This window comes from Lysinibacillus fusiformis (assembly GCF_002845985.1).
Taxonomy (GTDB): Bacteria; Bacillota; Bacilli; order Bacillales_A; family Planococcaceae; genus Lysinibacillus; species Lysinibacillus fusiformis_D.
Window position 1 is genome coordinate 43609 of sequence record NZ_PDFK01000012.1, and the last position, 16487, is coordinate 60095.

The 16487-nt window shown below is 36.0% G+C and carries 16 protein-coding genes; 1 reads left to right on the top strand and 15 read right to left on the bottom strand.

Annotated features, from left to right (window positions below; translation table 11 throughout):
• Window positions 1-22 precede the first annotated feature (22 nt).
• The 8 genes from CRI88_RS21760 to CRI88_RS21795 all read right to left on the bottom strand — a co-directional run bounded on the left by CRI88_RS21760 (window position 23) and on the right by CRI88_RS21795 (window position 5929).
• Window positions 23-637: an ABC-2 transporter permease gene (locus CRI88_RS21760; protein WP_036128808.1), complete on the bottom strand. Its 615-nt coding sequence runs from the start codon at window positions 635-637 to the stop codon at window positions 23-25.
• 4 nt (window positions 638-641) lie between these two features.
• Window positions 642-1499 carry an ABC transporter ATP-binding protein gene (locus CRI88_RS21765; protein WP_058845232.1) on the bottom strand — a complete coding sequence of 286 codons (858 nt, stop codon included), beginning with the start codon at window positions 1497-1499 and terminating at the stop codon, window positions 642-644.
• A complete protein-coding gene (locus CRI88_RS21770) occupies window positions 1499-1876 on the bottom strand; it encodes a GntR family transcriptional regulator (protein ID WP_036128812.1) in 378 nt (125 codons plus the stop codon). The genes CRI88_RS21765 and CRI88_RS21770 overlap by 1 nt, the downstream gene beginning before the upstream one ends.
• A 299-nt stretch (window positions 1877-2175) precedes the next feature.
• Entirely contained in the window at window positions 2176-2607 is a 432-nt protein-coding gene (locus CRI88_RS21775) for a MarR family winged helix-turn-helix transcriptional regulator (protein ID WP_036128813.1), read from the bottom strand.
• Complete coding sequence (locus tag CRI88_RS21780; RefSeq protein ID WP_036128815.1) at window positions 2597-2878, bottom strand: transporter suffix domain-containing protein; 282 nt, start codon at window positions 2876-2878, stop codon at window positions 2597-2599. Before CRI88_RS21780 ends, CRI88_RS21775 begins: the two co-directional genes overlap by 11 nt.
• A 163-nt stretch (window positions 2879-3041) precedes the next feature.
• A complete protein-coding gene (locus CRI88_RS21785; RefSeq protein WP_058845231.1) occupies window positions 3042-4685 on the bottom strand; it encodes a DUF4179 domain-containing protein in 1644 nt (547 codons plus the stop codon).
• Window positions 4672-5205, bottom strand: a complete 534-nt coding sequence (locus tag CRI88_RS21790; RefSeq protein ID WP_036128819.1) for an RNA polymerase sigma factor — start codon at window positions 5203-5205, stop codon at window positions 4672-4674. Before CRI88_RS21790 ends, CRI88_RS21785 begins: the two co-directional genes overlap by 14 nt.
• A gap of 178 nt (window positions 5206-5383) precedes the next feature.
• On the bottom strand, window positions 5384-5929 hold the full coding sequence (locus CRI88_RS21795; RefSeq protein ID WP_036128821.1) for a TetR/AcrR family transcriptional regulator: 546 nt from the start codon (window positions 5927-5929) through the stop codon (window positions 5384-5386).
• Between the two features lie 164 nt (window positions 5930-6093).
• Between CRI88_RS21795 and CRI88_RS21800 the strand changes: the two genes are divergently transcribed.
• Window positions 6094-7011, top strand: coding sequence for an alpha/beta hydrolase (locus CRI88_RS21800; RefSeq protein ID WP_036128823.1), 918 nt, complete (start codon window positions 6094-6096; stop codon window positions 7009-7011).
• Window positions 7012-7112: 101 nt separating this feature from the next.
• Here the strand turns inward: CRI88_RS21800 and CRI88_RS21805 are convergent, their stop codons facing one another.
• The 7 genes from CRI88_RS21805 to CRI88_RS21835 form a co-directional block, all read right to left on the bottom strand.
• The gene (locus CRI88_RS21805; protein WP_089933680.1) at window positions 7113-8324 is read right to left on the bottom strand and encodes an MFS transporter; all 1212 of its coding nucleotides are present in this window, start codon (window positions 8322-8324) and stop codon (window positions 7113-7115) included.
• A 155-nt stretch (window positions 8325-8479) separates the two neighbouring features.
• Entirely contained in the window at window positions 8480-9841 is a 1362-nt protein-coding gene (locus CRI88_RS21810; RefSeq protein WP_082673780.1) for a TraB/GumN family protein, read from the bottom strand.
• Between the two features lie 232 nt (window positions 9842-10073).
• Complete coding sequence (locus tag CRI88_RS21815) at window positions 10074-10766, bottom strand: stalk domain-containing protein (RefSeq protein ID WP_089933677.1); 693 nt, start codon at window positions 10764-10766, stop codon at window positions 10074-10076.
• A 210-nt stretch (window positions 10767-10976) separates the two neighbouring features.
• Window positions 10977-12638: an AraC family transcriptional regulator gene (locus tag CRI88_RS21820; RefSeq protein WP_051891779.1), complete on the bottom strand. Its 1662-nt coding sequence runs from the start codon at window positions 12636-12638 to the stop codon at window positions 10977-10979.
• Between the two features lie 137 nt (window positions 12639-12775).
• Entirely contained in the window at window positions 12776-13774 is a 999-nt protein-coding gene (locus tag CRI88_RS21825) for an ABC transporter substrate-binding protein (protein WP_170829870.1), read from the bottom strand.
• Window positions 13775-14091: 317 nt separating this feature from the next.
• Complete coding sequence (locus CRI88_RS21830; RefSeq protein WP_036128833.1) at window positions 14092-14580, bottom strand: VOC family protein; 489 nt, start codon at window positions 14578-14580, stop codon at window positions 14092-14094.
• 375 nt (window positions 14581-14955) lie between these two features.
• Window positions 14956-16248, bottom strand: a complete 1293-nt coding sequence (locus CRI88_RS21835) for a CitMHS family transporter (RefSeq protein ID WP_058845225.1) — start codon at window positions 16246-16248, stop codon at window positions 14956-14958.
• Between the last annotated feature and the right edge of the window lie 239 nt (window positions 16249-16487).

Genomic DNA, 16487 nt, shown 5'->3' on the forward strand with positions numbered 1-16487 from the left:
ATAGGATTCAGCCGTTTTTTCATTAAAAAGCCTTTCGCTCATAAATACGTATAGACAGTAACCATGACCCCGTATATAAGATAATAATGATGACTGTTGCAATGAGATATAGTTGTAGTTCCTGTACCGCCATAAATTTTTGTACAAGGGCTCTTACTTGATTATTAAAGTCCGGAACAAAATAATTTACCATCACCATATAAATTCCAAATAAAGTTACACTAACAATAGCTAAGTGCTTTGTTTTAAATTGATAGGATATCGGCAGAATAAATGACATCGCAATCATGACTAATCCCATAATTAGTAGTATTTCTTTCCACAGTACTAATACTTCTTGCCCGTTCAAAAGAAAGTCGAGCAGATACGTATAGCACATAAATAACCCTGTAAAAATGAATGCCCCAATATATTTTGAACTAACAATTTCCTTCCTTGTATAGGGTAATGAATTCAGTAAAATATTAGCATTATCTTTTTCATCACTGGAAAATGCATTCATAATAAAAACAATACTATAAACAAATACGATAAATACTGGAGAAACACTGACCAATAAGTAAAGTATAATAGTAGCTATGTAGATGATAAGCATGTTTTTTTGAATTAAAATATCCTTCAGAATAAGGTTCACCATATCCTTATCTCCCCTTTTTTGTATAATACATAATGTCTTCAAGCGTAGGTTTTTCGACGACAACGGCATCTCCAAATATTGTGGCCACTCTATGTTTATGAGCTGTCAGTGCTTCAAAACCTCTGTTTGTTTTGCGAATGGCCAAGAACTCCTGCTCTGTTTCACGATCTAATAGCTCAAGCGTTCCCTTGACGATAGCGTAATCCTCTTCAATTTTATAAAACTCCTTCGTGAAGATATGCTCGCCATTATGAATAAAGGTAATATAATCTGCAATACGATCTAAATCTGTTGTAATATGTGTAGAGAAAAATATAGTTTTGTGTTCATCTTGCATTAACTCATGTAAAATATTTAGAAGCTCTCTACGAAATATAGGATCAAGACCTGATGTTGGCTCATCCATAATGATTAATTCAGCATGATGAGCTAAAGCCATGGCTAATGATGCCTTCATCTTCATCCCCTTTGAGAATGTCTTCATATTTTTGTTCAATGGCAGTTCAAACTGATTAATATAATGTTGAAATGTTTTTTCATCCCAGTTTTTATAAGCTGGTTTAATGATCCTTTTCATATCCTTTAGCGTAATATTTTCATAAAAAATATTGTCATCATAGACAAAACCGATGCGTTCTTTTATTTCCTTTTCGTTTCCCTTATAGGGCTTACCAAAAATAGAGATAGTCCCGCTATCCTGCTGCATTAAATTCATAATCATTTTAATCGTCGTCGATTTTCCTGCCCCATTTCCACCAATAAACCCTGTCACAAAACCCTTTTTAACTTTGATCGAAAGATCCTTTATTTCAAACCCATTAAAGGATTTTTGTATATGCTGTAATTCAATAACATTTTCCATCACTCATCCTCCGTATACAATAAAGTAAGCATTTCCTTTAACTCTATTAAGCTAATATTCATTTCCTTCGCATTTTGAATCGCCACCAACAACTTTTCCTCAATGGCCTTCATTTTTCTTTCCTTCATCATTTCTGTATTTTGTTCAGAGATGAACGAGCCTTTCCCAACAATAGAGTAAATAAAGCCGTTTTTTTCAAGTTCTTCATAAGCACGCTTTGTTGTGATGACACTAATTTCCAAATCTTTTGCTAGTTGACGCATGGAGGGTAATGGTTGGCCCTCTTGTAATTCACCCGTTAAGATTCGTTTTTTGATTTGTGCATATATTTGTTCATAAATAGGCTCTTTTGAACTGTTAGAAATAATAATTTGCATGCAAATACCTCTTTTGAAATATTGTATATATACTTTATATACAATATATACACATTTACAGTTATTTGCAAGTAAAAATTTCCTTTTAGTTAACCTGAGAAGATAGTTACCTGCAAACACCAAAAAAGCATATAGCCTAATGAATGACTATATGCCCTAAAACTTAAAATATAAATGCTTTCATTTCTTCCTCGTCTTCTCATCTGCTAAAAAGATTTCATGAAGACTAATGGTCATGTTTATTCCCCCTTTAATATTAAGGGTTACTATAAACACGGGTGTTAAAATGTAACATTTCACTAAAATTTATGCAGTATTATGTTTAATTTTTCAAGAGTGTCTAACATTTCGGCTAGCTCGTCAGATGATAAATAGGCATGGTATTTTTCAGTAATCTGTTGGTTAAATGCTTCCACTTCTTGTTGATAAAGTAATCCCTTTTCACCTAATTCTATAGAAAATGCTCGCTTATCTTCAACATGCTGCTTTTTTGTAATGTAGCCATCCTTTTCAAGCTTTGCTAACTGCTGACTCACTGCACTTTTCGTAATTGCCATTTTTTCAGCTAGTTCCGAAGGTGAGCAGGATGGATGTCGAATCACTAATGTTAAAAGAACATATTGCTGATTATTTAAGGAGAATTTAGTATAGGCCCTTTCCATTTTCTCAAGGATGATCCAAATATCTTCTATCGTTTGATTAATTTGCTCCGCTACATTGTTAGTCTTCATTTTTTTGAGTATCACCTTTTTCACGCCATTTTTTAGGATTTAGATAGCTTTTAAATTTGTTCGCTACTTCTTTCCCAACAAGTAAAGCACCCAGCCAAAACATGATTTCAGCAACTATAATACTTCCTGGTATTATACCTGCTTTTACTTTTGTAGGTATCGGTGTGAATGGTGTAATGATTGGGATTAACCACAGTGAAAGGGAAAAAATAATAATGCCTATTCCAAGCTTATAAGCAAAGGATTTTTGTGTTTTTTCATTAGAGGTCATATGTCTTCTCCTGTACAATAATTTATTTAAGTTAACTAAACTATATGATAAATTTATTTTTATGTAAAGCCGTTTTATCTTTACAAGAAAATAAAAACCCCTATCTATTTGAATACTGATGAGCCAAATAGATGGGGTTAGACTATCATACTTTAAGTATTTATTATTTCCCAGATGTAAGCGGCACACGTAGCTCTGCATCTGGATCATTCGTAGTATATTTCCAAATATAAATATCGAGCTCTTTATCCTTGAAGTTCTTATACTCATCCACGTGCTTATTATTCCCATTACCAAGTATTTTAGCAATCAGAGGCATTCCATAGTTACGATCTTTATGATCTAGATAATAGGTTTGAGAGACACCACCAAATGTAGGATCAGTGCTAAAGGATTCAACGTAGAGGTTGCTATCTTTCTTATAGTAAGTCCACGTTATTGAATACTCTCCAATCGTAGATGTCTTACTTTGAGGTTTCTCTGATATGTCAGTTAACCGAATCGGTTGTTGATCACCGTCTTTTACATCAACACGATGTTTAGCTACCAATGTCACAGATTGATTCGACAACGAGGACACATCCACTCCCGTCAATTCAAAACGAAGCTCTGTTTTATACGGATCTTTTTCTATATCCCATCTCCCTCCATCCAAAAATACTCCTCCAATATCCAGCTGATAATCAATGTAAGGAATATATGCATATTTCTCCTTATGTGTCAGTATTAAACGTACTTGTGTTGGAGTAACTTTCATTTCATGAATTTTTATCCCCTCAGATGCATTTTCTAAAGGAATATTGACTACTTTTTTAAATGACCCCTTCTTCAATTCTTCTTTGGATAACTTCATCTCTATATTCCAACTATCCTTTGCAATATTTAATGTATGTTCATAAGTTAGTTGGAACTTTGTACCTTTCGCTCGTAAGTTGTGTGATGTGAAAATTTGCTGACTAAAGTATTCACCTGTTGCACCAGGAGTTCCAAATACAGGTGTTTCCTCTTCTTTAATAGGCTGATTTTTATCATCAATAGCCTTGATACGTACCCATTTGTTCTTCATTTCAGAATCTGTAAATTTAACCGCTGACTGAAGCATTACTTTCCCTTCTGATTGTTCAAAGGTTTGTAGAATTACATTGCCGATTCCATCCTTTTGAATAGCGAAATTCTGCGTATGAGAGTCATTAGGGTTGTAAGGAATAGGCAGTTCTTCATCACCTATGGAATGAATGTTCTTCATTAAAAATTTAATGTCCGATTTCTGATCATCTGCTACCCAGTCTGTCTCAAAATACCCTTGGAAAAGACCAAGATCTTCATTCCATCGATGTGAGTAATTCCCTTTAATAAAATCGCCATTAGAATCTTGAAGTCCAATTTGATCAAAGCTCACATTCTTTCCATCCCAAGATGCTTCAGGTTTCAAACTATATAGCAGAAATGTTCTGTTATCATCGATAAACGCTGTATGTACAGTTAGCGTGAACCCTTCCTTCGTAACAGATTGTTCAATCGTCTGCCCTAAGCCTTGTTCTAATGCAGACTGAATACCAGCTCTATAAGAAAGAATATTGGACCAATCATAATTCAGTGCTGCATAGACGGGTGTAGCCATTAAAGCGACAGCTAGTCCCGCAACCAAAACAAATCTTTTTCTTTTACGAGGTCGAAGTTCGATGGGTTCATCTGCAATCTTTAACTTATCCTGCTGGATACTATTCCACATTTGATCAAAGTCAGGATACGACATGTTATGGTCTGCCTTCATTTCATTGTTAAGCTTCTTTTCAATGCGTTCCAAATTGTTTCTCTCCCTTCAACGATAGGTTTTGATTTTGTTCCAACTTTTTGCGCATTATTTTCAATGCCTTATGAAGTCTCGATTTCACTGTACCCACTGGAATCCCTAGAGCTTCAGCAATTTCAGCTAACGATAGCTCACCGATATAGCGAAGGGTGACGACAGCCATTAATTTTTCAGGTAATTGCTTAAATAGCCCCTCCCATTCTTCCTCCGCTACCTTTTCCAATACAATGGTGTCTACAGATTTAACTGATTCTGTAGTTTGCTCATGAAGCAATAGAATCTGACTTTGTTTTTTTAACTGTGCCTGTTTTCTTTTAAGCATATTTAAGCATTGATTCATTGCAATTCGTAAAATCCAAGCACGCGTATGCTCAACATCCCTCCAATCTTGACGAAAAACGGTGACAAATACGTCATGGCAGAGGTCCTCTGCATCTTGGGTGTTCCGTAGCATGTAATAGCAGGTACGGTAGACATCTTTGTTGTATGCATCGAATAATTCACGTTCTGTCAATCTAAGGCACTCCTTTCTGATTGTTCTACTTTATAAACAAATGACTACTAGAAAAGGTTCATCTTTTTGGAAAAAGCCGTTACTTCACTTTAAAGATCCAACACGATAACCCTGCTCTAATGAAAGAGCAGGGTTTATCTACTTGCATTGTTTCTTTTTTGAACAGTGAAACAGGCATTTATAAATTTCTTTTCACTAATCTTCCTACTTGTTTTGCTACTAATTCGATATCACCATCGACCTCTTCTAAAACATAAGACTCTAAAACACCTAAGACAGCTGTTCCTAAAAACTTTAAGATAATATGTTTATCAATCCCCTGATTTGAAGGAGCATTTACATCTAATTTCTTATCGATTTCTCCCATAATAAAGACTAATAATTTTTTTCGAAATGAGAGTGTACTTTCACTTCTAAATAACGATGCAAAAAAAAGCTTGTGCTGCTGAAAGTAGGTAAACCATATAACGGTTCCTTCTATAAATCCCTTCTCTTTCTTCTGATCACATATTTCTCTCAGACATGCTAAATGATCCTCAACAATTTTGTCTAATAAATCATATTTATCTGTGTAATGAAGATAAAATGTTTTTCTTCCGATGTCCGCTTTTTCACTTATATTTTTTACAGTAATATCATCAAAACCTTCATTTATCAACATTGCTAAAAATGAGGATTGTATCGCCTGTTGAGATTTCGTTTTTCTTCTATCCATTTTTTCCACGTTAAAACCTCCACGTTTTAATACACAGTTTTCATTTTATGTGTCATAACACACAATTGCTTGAATATGGTCATTGTTGTGACTACCTGTCTTTATTATTATAAATATACACGAGTGTAATAAAACTCACAAGTGTATATAAAACGTATAAAGGTGGTCTTCATATGACAGTTACAAAGAATAATGTAAGATTCAATGCAAGGGGAATAAAGCTTGCTGGTATTTTATACTTACCGGGGAAAGCTAACGAAAAGGAATCAAACCCTGCCATCGTTTGTGTACATCCAGGTAGTAGCTGTAAAGATCAAACAGCAGGTCTCTATGCTGAGAAGCTAGCAGAGTTAGGCTATGTCACAATTGCATTTGATGCCTCCTATCAAGGAGAAAGTGAAGGAGAGCCTCGATATATAGAAGAACCAGCTGCACGTGTTGAAGATATTCGTTGTGCGGTAGATTACTTGACTACACTTGCGTATGTAGATAAAAACCGTATTGGTGTCTTAGGGGTTTGTGCTGGAGGAGGTTATGCAGTGAATGCAGCAATGACAGAACGCCGCATTAAAGCGGTTGGTACAGTCGTTGGTGCAAATATTGGTCGATTAAATCGTGAAAGTGATCCTATTAAAGCGTTAGAGGCAATCGGTCAACAGCGTACTGCTGAAGCTCGGGGCGCCGAGTCCATGATAACAAATTGGATTCCTAAAAACCAAGCAGCGCTAGAGCAAGCTGGGATTACTGATATTGATATTATAGAAGCAGTTGATTATTACACAACCCCAAGAGGTCAAAGTCCAAACTCTCCGAATAAGTTAAACTTTACAAGTATGGGATCTGTCATTGGTTTTGATGCTTTTCATTTAGTTGAGGAATTACTAACTCAGCCGTTACAAATTATTATTGGTAGTGTACAAGGGGCATTCGGGTCATATAAAGATGGTCATGAGCTATATAAAAGAGCAGCTTCACAGAATAAAGATTTACTTGTCGTTGAAGGGGCAAGTCACTATGATTTATACGATCAACCAGAACCTGTTCAAATTGCTGTTGAAAAATTAGCCACATTCTATAATGAGTATCTTTAACTAAAGCTATTAGTTGAACCGAACTCTCTATAGTAAGTACTATCAAAAGTGCTCCTATTCAATGTTCGGTTCATCTATCATTAAAACGCAGGGATTACATTCTAAACAATCTCTTCCTTCAAACCCTCATAGGCAGACTTTGAATGCATAAATACATATAAAAGTAGAGAAATAAAAATAGCTAAGATACCAAATACAATACATACTAACTGTAGCGAAAGCCAGTCCGCTAATATGCCTAAAGCTAACGTAAAGACAATCTGTAGCATATTTACGCCCATTGTGGAAACACTGCCGAAGCGACCCATAATGGCTGATGGCACACTCAATTGATAAAATGTACTGTATCCCGCATTACAAAATGACATACATATCCCTAAGGCAATAAAACTAATGGTCCCCATTGCTACATTCGGTGATAAATAAAATAAGGTGTAGCAAATCGTTGTCAAAAGCAGACCATAAATAATATATTGTCTAGTTGAAAACCTTTTAGCATACCGAGCAGCCATTGCTCCACCGATAATCGCCCCAATCCCTGCAATACTAACCATTACACCATATAGACTATCTGAGGCTTGTAAGTTCTGTTTAATAAATGTAGCTTCCTGTGAATCTAATGCAAAAGCAATCATTAAAGCACCTTGAAAATAGAGAAAAACTTTGGCAAAGGCTCGCTCCTTTTTAATATAGGCATAGACAATACCATAATCCTCTTTTAGCATCTGCCAGGTAAGCCGTTGTCGGTGCATGTCCTGACGACCGTCTACTACTGGAAGCTTGAAAATGGCCAATGCACATACAAAGAACGTTAAAGCATTAAACCAAATTGCTACGGATACATCTGATAAAGCAATGATAAACCCAGCCAGTGCAGGCCCAATTAAAAATGAACCTGAGCTAAACATTCCTAGAATGGCATTAAAGGATTGTTTATCTTTGTCTGGCACATATTTTGCAATATAATAGGTACTACTTGGTCCAAAAAAGCTACTCGCTATATTAGATAAAAATAATACGCCATAAATAAGCCAAATAGAAGACGTAAATGGTAACAATAAAATCAGTATCCCGCGAATGATGTCACTATAGATCATTAATTTTTGTTTATTGGATCGATCAATAATAGAGCCTGCAAAAAAGCTGGTTAAAATACGAGCGATTGGCCCTACAATAAATATACTAGCCATGGCAGTAGGTGACTCTGTCAAATGCCAAACTAATAAATTGAGCGCAACAAGATTTACCCAATTTCCTAAATATGAAAAACCAAAGCCAAACAGAATGAGACGATATTTCCTAATAATGCGCATAGGTCTCCCTTCTAGCTCTCAAAAATAGATTTTTGGTCATTTTTTACATAAAAGTACTCTTTTAGACAATCATATCTATTGAGGGATTTTGGTGCAACTAAAAATAGCAACCCTTAGCTAGGTCCATAGCTTTGGGTTGCCTTTTTAGTTTTTCTTTATTGATAAAATGGTTTTACATTGTATCCGCTTTTCTCCAAGTGATAGCGAATATTTTTATCGACTAGGAAGTGACCAGAACCAACTACAACAAAGTACTTACCTTCTTTTTCTTCAAGTACATTCATGATTTTCTTTGCCATTTGTTCATCACGTAAACCAAATAGCATTTTATTGAATTCTGATGATGTACCTTCCATTGCTTGGAAGCTTTTTGCGAACTCCTCAACATTCCCTTTATTCCAGCTTGTAAACCACTCTTTAAGAATTTTTGATTGATTTTCATCAGAAGGACTGATGATACTATCCAACACTGCGACTAATGACTGCTCCTGTGCTTCTGGTGATAATGCATCAAACATATCAACTTGTGCTTTTACTCCTTCTAATTCAATGACTGGCTTTTGTTGCAACTGTGCATTCAATAAGAAGTATACATCAATACCATGCATCGTCATCTCTTGTGGCGTCAATCCAAAGGAATCGTCCATTGCCAGCATTGATAACGCACTAGATAGCATCCAAGGCTTTTGCATTGTCAGCTGATCCATCGGAAGATCGTAAAGCTTTGCAACTTGCTCAAGCTTTGCATATGTTTCTGGTGCCACAGCATCTTTCAATGTTTTACCTTCTGTATACAGTGCCTTTTCTGAATAATATTCAAGTGCTTTTGTATCCAAAATATTTGCCTCAACTAATAGCGCATCCGATTCATTGAACGCTGTTACTAATTTTTTATCGAAAGGATATAAGTCTGGTGTGCCTAGATGGATGGATCCTAATAAGTACACAGTCGTATCCTCATCCTCTACAACCCAGGCCACCCCCTTCGATCCTTGTTCTGCAAGGGCATATGTACTTTTAATGAAACGAACAGCTAGTATAACAGCCTGCTGTGTTGTTGCTTTTTTTTCTAAATGCAGTCCGTTTGGAGAACCTTGTAATATATTTTGTTCTTTCATAAATTGAATGGCATCTTTGCCAACAGGTAAATCATAGCGTGCTACGATATTGTACATGCGCTTCACAATATCACCACGTGTATTATCGTTCTTTACACTCACTGGCTTGTATTGTTTATTTTCAGCTAAACCTAGAGTAGCAATTTTCTTTTCTGTCAAAGCTAGTAATTCATTTACTTTATCCACCGAAATTTCTTCAAGGAAACCATCGTAATACCATTCCATAGGGAAAATACCATATTTTTCTCCCTCATTTAATGTTTCAATAGCCCACGGACTAATCGATGGAACTTGAGGCTGTAATTGCTCTTCAGCATGAATCACAGGTACAACCGTTGTCAGCATTAACGAAGCACCAAGCAATACTGCACTTGTTCGTTTCATCATCTTTTTCATCATACTCTTTTCTCTCCTATCTCCTATTTTATGTATCAACACCGCTTGAAATTATACCATATAAATAACAACTATATTATACTTAAATGTGAAAAAATTAACAAAATTGTATTACCATTAAAGTTATGTCGAAATAGTTATCTATAAGCTACGTAATGCGACGTAGTTAATGCCGTTCACGCAAATAAATAAGACGATGACAGCTATTTATGTCATCGTCTTACTTGTGTATAGTTTATTGAATAAATTTAGGATCTAATATACCTAAACCACTACCTTCAAGTTCAAATTTCACTTTTGAAGCTCCATCTAAATTAACATGAACCTTTACCTTGTCTTTGATTGCTCCACTATCATAAATCAATTTACCATCTGCGTAAATTTTCAAGAAACCTACTCCGAAAGAGTTAGCTGCTAACTTTTTAATTGGTGCCAAATTGGTTTCGAATCCTTTGTAATTTCCATTGGCTAAGTATTCCGCTGTATGGTCTTGAACAGCACCGCCCCCATGGTAACCACCAAGTTGATAAGAACGCTCAAACTTTTCACCCGTATGAATTACGATAGAACTTGGATTATGGAACAATGGGTCCTCATCACGCCCAATAGGTTTTATATCTTTCAAAGAGGTGAATTGGGGAACCTCACCAATATAAACGGATTTTGTTTTTCCGTCCCATGTTACCTTTTCACCTAAAGATTCCGCAACAAAGCGCATTGGAACATATATTGTACCTTGATAATTAAATCCAGATTGACCTTTTTGCGGCACTTTTTCAACCTTATTGACATAGTAATTGATTGGATCCTGATACACGCTGATCTTTTTCAAGTCGCTTGCCGCTTCCGTAGTTGAGAAGTACGTAAACGTCAAACCTCCTAATATAAAAAATCCTAAATAACTTGTTATTATCAATAACTTCTTCACAAAATCACTCCTTAAAATTAATATAGATATATGTAATTATACCAGAAATTTCATATAAATTTTATACCAGGATATTTTTAAACAAACTTTTTTCTAGTAGTATTATTTTCTCTGTACTAGTTTATTTGTACGCTATTTGAATATTAATGGAAAAAACTCGAACCATAGCTAATGGATCGAGTTTTACAGCAATTTTATTTCTTCTGCTTATCAAATAATGTTCTTTTTGAAAATAGATGGTAGCACATCTAACAACCGTTCACGTGTGATAGGGTCACAATGATTCCATGTAAAATCTACGAAATGAGTCTTACCAGGAGTTAACTTGGCTAAAGTGACGATCTGTGGACATTGAGTAATCGTTTGTAGTTCTTGAGGAGAAGCCAAGATAAAATTACGTTCTCCAGCATAGTGATTTATTTGATGCTGCTGGATTTCTATCCATGCTTGCCCTTGCTCAATTAGGTGCATTACTTTGGGAGTTGGACGGAAGCCAAGTGATTCATACAAGCTAGCAGCCAATCCGGTCTGACACATAACGTAAAATTTTACACCAAGCTTGAGATAAACCGTAGCCGTCTCTCCAGCAACATAAGCATCCACTAATTGCCTACGTACCATTCTTACTTTGTCCTCATATGTAGTAATCCACTTCTCCGCCGCTTTACTCCGCTCAACTAGTTTAGCGATATATCGTAACCGCTCAAACAATCTAAACTTCTTGTCCAGTACAACAGTTGGAGCAAGCGCATCCAGTTCCTGCAAGTCTTGCGGATAATAGCTAAGCAATATGAACTCTGGCTGCAGCTGTGCTATTTTATCTGGATCTGCCCAATCCCCGATACTATGAATATTTCGCAATTTATTGTGATAAACCACGTTATCTCTCATGATGGAGATGGCTGCTCCTATAGGGGGTATGCCTAGAACGAGTAATTCCCCAAGTGTAAATTTTCCATCAGTCACAATACGTGTTGCACTTGTAGGAACAAGAACCCTTCTACCCAGTGAATCAATAACTGTTCTTTCTGGCGTATGAAGATGAATGTTTGCATATTCACGTGGGGTGTTTCCAGTTAATTTATGAAAGCACCGACTGAAATAGTATTCATCTTTAAAACCAATTTGTCGAGCTATTTTGCTCAATGGATCGGTCGTATTACGTAGAAGTTCTTTTGCCTGATTTATACGTAAATGAGCCACATAATCAGTCGGCTTTTTGCCAGTCAACGTTTTAAACTTTTGACTATATTGCCATCTCACCATTCCAGCCATGTTAGCCAGTTGTTCTACTGTCAAGTCCTCATCATAGTGCTGTTCTATGTACTGTACAGTTTTTTGAACCAATTGTATCTTTTCTTCATTCAACAACTCGTTAGCTTGCTCATCTAACTGGACCATCATAGCTAGTATCTGCTGAAGTCTACCTTGCATCATCGCCATTCCTGATGTGGATAGAGAGGAACAAAACTGATTATTTATCCATGCTTCATTTCCTAATACTTGCTTGACTTGAGAAAATAACAGATTATAGGGATAACCACAAAGTAGGGGTGGATGGGCAACCTGATTCAACGTCATCCCTTCCACTTTAAAAGTTTCAAAGGTAAAGTGTGCCAGCTGTGCCTCTTTGTTACTTGATTCTACAGTGTAGCTTTGTGTAGGTAAAATTAGAACGCAGCTTCCTTGTCGTAGATCAATAGCCATTTTGTCTACATACAGCCGTATGCCATGACTCAGTGCTATTAATAATGCGCATACATTTATTTCATTATCCTTTATTCCCTCATTGTAGCTACTAGCTAGCATTATTTGATCAACTTGAAATCGTTCATAATGTTGTAGCCTAATATATAGGGGTGCTAGATTCATAAGCAACTCTCCAACCATTGAAAATGATTCTCATTATCGTTATTGTAACATATAATGACCCTCTATCAACTATTGTTCGAGTATGTACTATTTTAAAATACAAACAGTTTAAAAAATTGATTAGGTAAATACAATTTTTACTGTTTGTGCATCCATTCTGGTAACTTTTTATACAATTGCTCCAAAGCTAATAAATTATCTGTATTCCATTCATTAGGAACAACATAAACATTTCCCTTTTTGACTGCAGGTAAAGTTCCCCATATTGGGCTTTGTAGTAGTCGATCCGCCTCTGCTTCACTTTCACCATCCTCTTGTACAATGACAAACAAATGATCACCAGCAAACTCTGGAAGCACCTCTTCGGAAACCTCAAGGAAAGATACCCCTTCTACATCAATAATATTCTTCTGTACAGCTGGTGGGACGGCAAAACCGTTTTCTCCATATATAATGGCGCCAAAGTTACGATCGCCCATAACATAAAGTATTTTACCTAACTGGTAGAATACCGTTGCGGTCTCCCCTTTTGCTAATTGAAGCTTATCAAACATTTCTTTAGATTGCGTTTCAAACTTAGCAATCATTTTACCCACTTCTTCCTGTTTACCCGAGATATTGCCCATCTCCTTTACACGTTCTGTATAAGGAAGAGCTGGGTTAAAGGGAATAGTCGTTGCGATTTTTGACAATTCCTCGTTAAGATTTGGATCGGACTTGTAATAACCATTAATAATCAGATCAGGTTTTAAAGTCAGAATCGTCTCTAAGTTAGCAGGATTTCCAATATCAACGATGCCTTCAAGTTTATCTCCATAGTAACTTGCAGGATCTTGAGGAAGATTATTACCAACAAGGGGAATATCCATCGCCAAGAAATCACCCGTCGTCTGACCAATATAAACTACTCGTTTTGGATCTGCGGGTATTTCAACTTGTTCGCCTGTAATCGTTGTATATTGAACCGTTGTCTCACTTTCCTCTGCTTGCACATCAGATTGAGCTGTTTTCCCATTTTCCTTACCCTGCGCATCAGACGCACTGTCATTAGAATTACTGCATGCCGATAGCATCAACAGTAACAGAAGGAAACTCCCTCCCCATAGTATAAATTGCTTTCGTAGAAGCTTTTTCACATTTATTACCCCTTTCCTTTTTATCTTTAATTGAAAATGATTATCATTTACAGCACTATTATAGTTTGTATGAAAAGGGTAAACAATGGAAAAAACGCAATGATTTATTTGGATAAATGTCAATAGCTTCTCCCAAATAAGCACGTTCTCTTATTTCACTTATTAAGTAACAGAAAGAAGTTTTACATTTATTTAATTATCTCTACACAGCCGTGTTTAATGACAATAACCCAGAAGAGTTTCAATAAAGTTAGATACTAATGCGCAAACAGCAATAAGATTATTCAATTCAAATTTGATAAAAAATCTTGGGTTTTCTATTTAATTTCCTCAGCCAGCTCCAAAATAATTCCTTCTGGTCCGCGAACGTAGCATAATTTATAAGCATTTTCATAGTTAGATATCTCACCAATTAGTTCTGCGCCTTTCTTTGTCAATTTGGTAACAAGGGCTTCAATATCTTCAACAGCAAAGGCAATATGCTGGATACCCAGCGTATTTGCTAAAGGATGCCGTATCCCTATTTCATTTGTTGGCGCGTTAAATTTTACTAGTTCAATATTTGTATCACCATCTGGCGTTCGCAACATTACTATTTCTAAATTTGCGTCACTATCCGATAGTCGCCATATTGCCGTTTCCTCTTTAACGTCTTGAAGCCCTATTATCCGCTCCATCCTCTTTACCCACTCACCCTCCACTTTTCCTTCCCCTAGCATCTCAAGGCCAAATTCAAGGAAAAATGCTTTTGCTGCTGGAAGATCATTGACGATTATCCCCACATGATCGATCTTACGGATTTTCATATTTCATACCACCTTTCTCCTAATTTTAATAATTTCTTTTTGATTGTTGAATAGCTTTTCCCCTATACTCAACAAACTATCCACCATTGGCAAATATCTATAACTAACATGAACTAATAATCCTAAGTCTTAATCTTTTTCATCGTATATTTATGATAGTCCTTTTTACGAACAAAAACGTTTTTCTGAAACAACTCCATAGACCTTAAACATCTAATTTTTGATTAAGGGTGGTTTTAGAATCTTTTCATTTCCTCCAATAACAATCTACAAAAGAAGCCCATTACTTTTGTAGATTTAATACAGATAAACAATTTTTCACTTGATCATCTCTTTAACCCCATGGACAATAGATTTTAAACTTATTTTGTTAATTTAAAGAGGGAAAATCCCTAATACTACACAGACGATCATCATGACAATGGTAGAACCGAAAGCCCACTTTAAGAAGATACGTTGTAATGTGCCGAAATCCTCTCCAACCATACCTACTAATAAATAAGTAGATGGAACAAGTGGACTTAGAAGATGGACTGGCATCCCTAATAGAGAAGCTCTACCAATTAAGGCGGGGTCGATGCCATATACCGCTCCTGCCTTGGCAAGTAATGGCAGCACTCCATAGTAAAAGGCATCGTTGGACATAAAAAATGTAAAAGGTGCGCTAAGGATGGCTGTAACTACTGCAAAATGAGAACCCATTGCATCTGGAATATAATGAATTACTGAGTTTGCCATCGCATCTACCATTGCTGTTCCTGAAAGAATCCCTGTAAAAATCCCAGCTGCAAAAACCATTGAAACAACTGATAATGCATTGTCAGCATAATTCGCAATACGTTCCTTTTGGTCTTTCAATTTTGGATAGTTTACAGTAATCGCAATCGCAAAACCAAGCATAAATAATGTAACAGGTGGTAATAGCTCCATAATTAACGCTATTAAAAGAATGATTGTTAGTGCATAGTTAAAGATAATTAGTTTTGGACGTTTCAAAGAGTCATCCTCGACTGTAGCAGCAGGCTGAACTGCAGTTTCATAATCATATTCTATAACACCAATTCGCTTCCTCTCCTGTCTTCCGAACATAAATGCCATGAGCAGAACAAAGATAGCGCCGCCAATCATCGCGGGAATCACGGGTGTAAAAACTTCAGACATTTCAAGATTCAATGCTGTCATAACCCTTGCAGTTGGCCCTCCCCAAGGTAGGAGGTTCATAACACCTGAGGCTGAAACGGCAATACCGGCTAATACAATTGGTCGCATGCCAATTCTTTTATAAAGCGGTAAAAATGCTGAAATAGTAATCATGTAGGTTGTTGTACCATCACCATCTAAAGAAATCAGAAGGGCTAATACGGCTGTTCCGATGGCAATTTTTACAGGATCACCTTTTACTAACCTAAGAATTGTTTGAATGATTGGATCAAATACTCCAGCATCAATCAAAATACCAAAGAAAAGAATGGCAAATAAAATCATAATCCCGGTTGGAGCCACACTTTTAATCCCATCCAACATCATAGGACCCATTTCACTTCCGAATCCACCAATAACTGCAAACGTAATGGGAACTACAATTAATGCAATCATTGCTGTAAGACGACCAGTCATAATCAAAATCATAAATACTATTATCATTAAAAAACCTAAAATTGCTAGCATTCTAATCCCCCCAATGACCCTTTTAAGTTATTTATCAATTCTATAAATAACTAATTTTCCGAATATTAAACCTTATAGTAAAACAACATCGAGCAAATGTAATCGTTTTCAAATTAATGTTTATTAATTTCTTTATATCTATTACGTACATTTTGTTCACTAAAAGTAATACCTTCCATTTCAATAGCTTCTTAAGATGCCTATTGTACACATTAAAAATACCTCCCTTATCAAAGGGA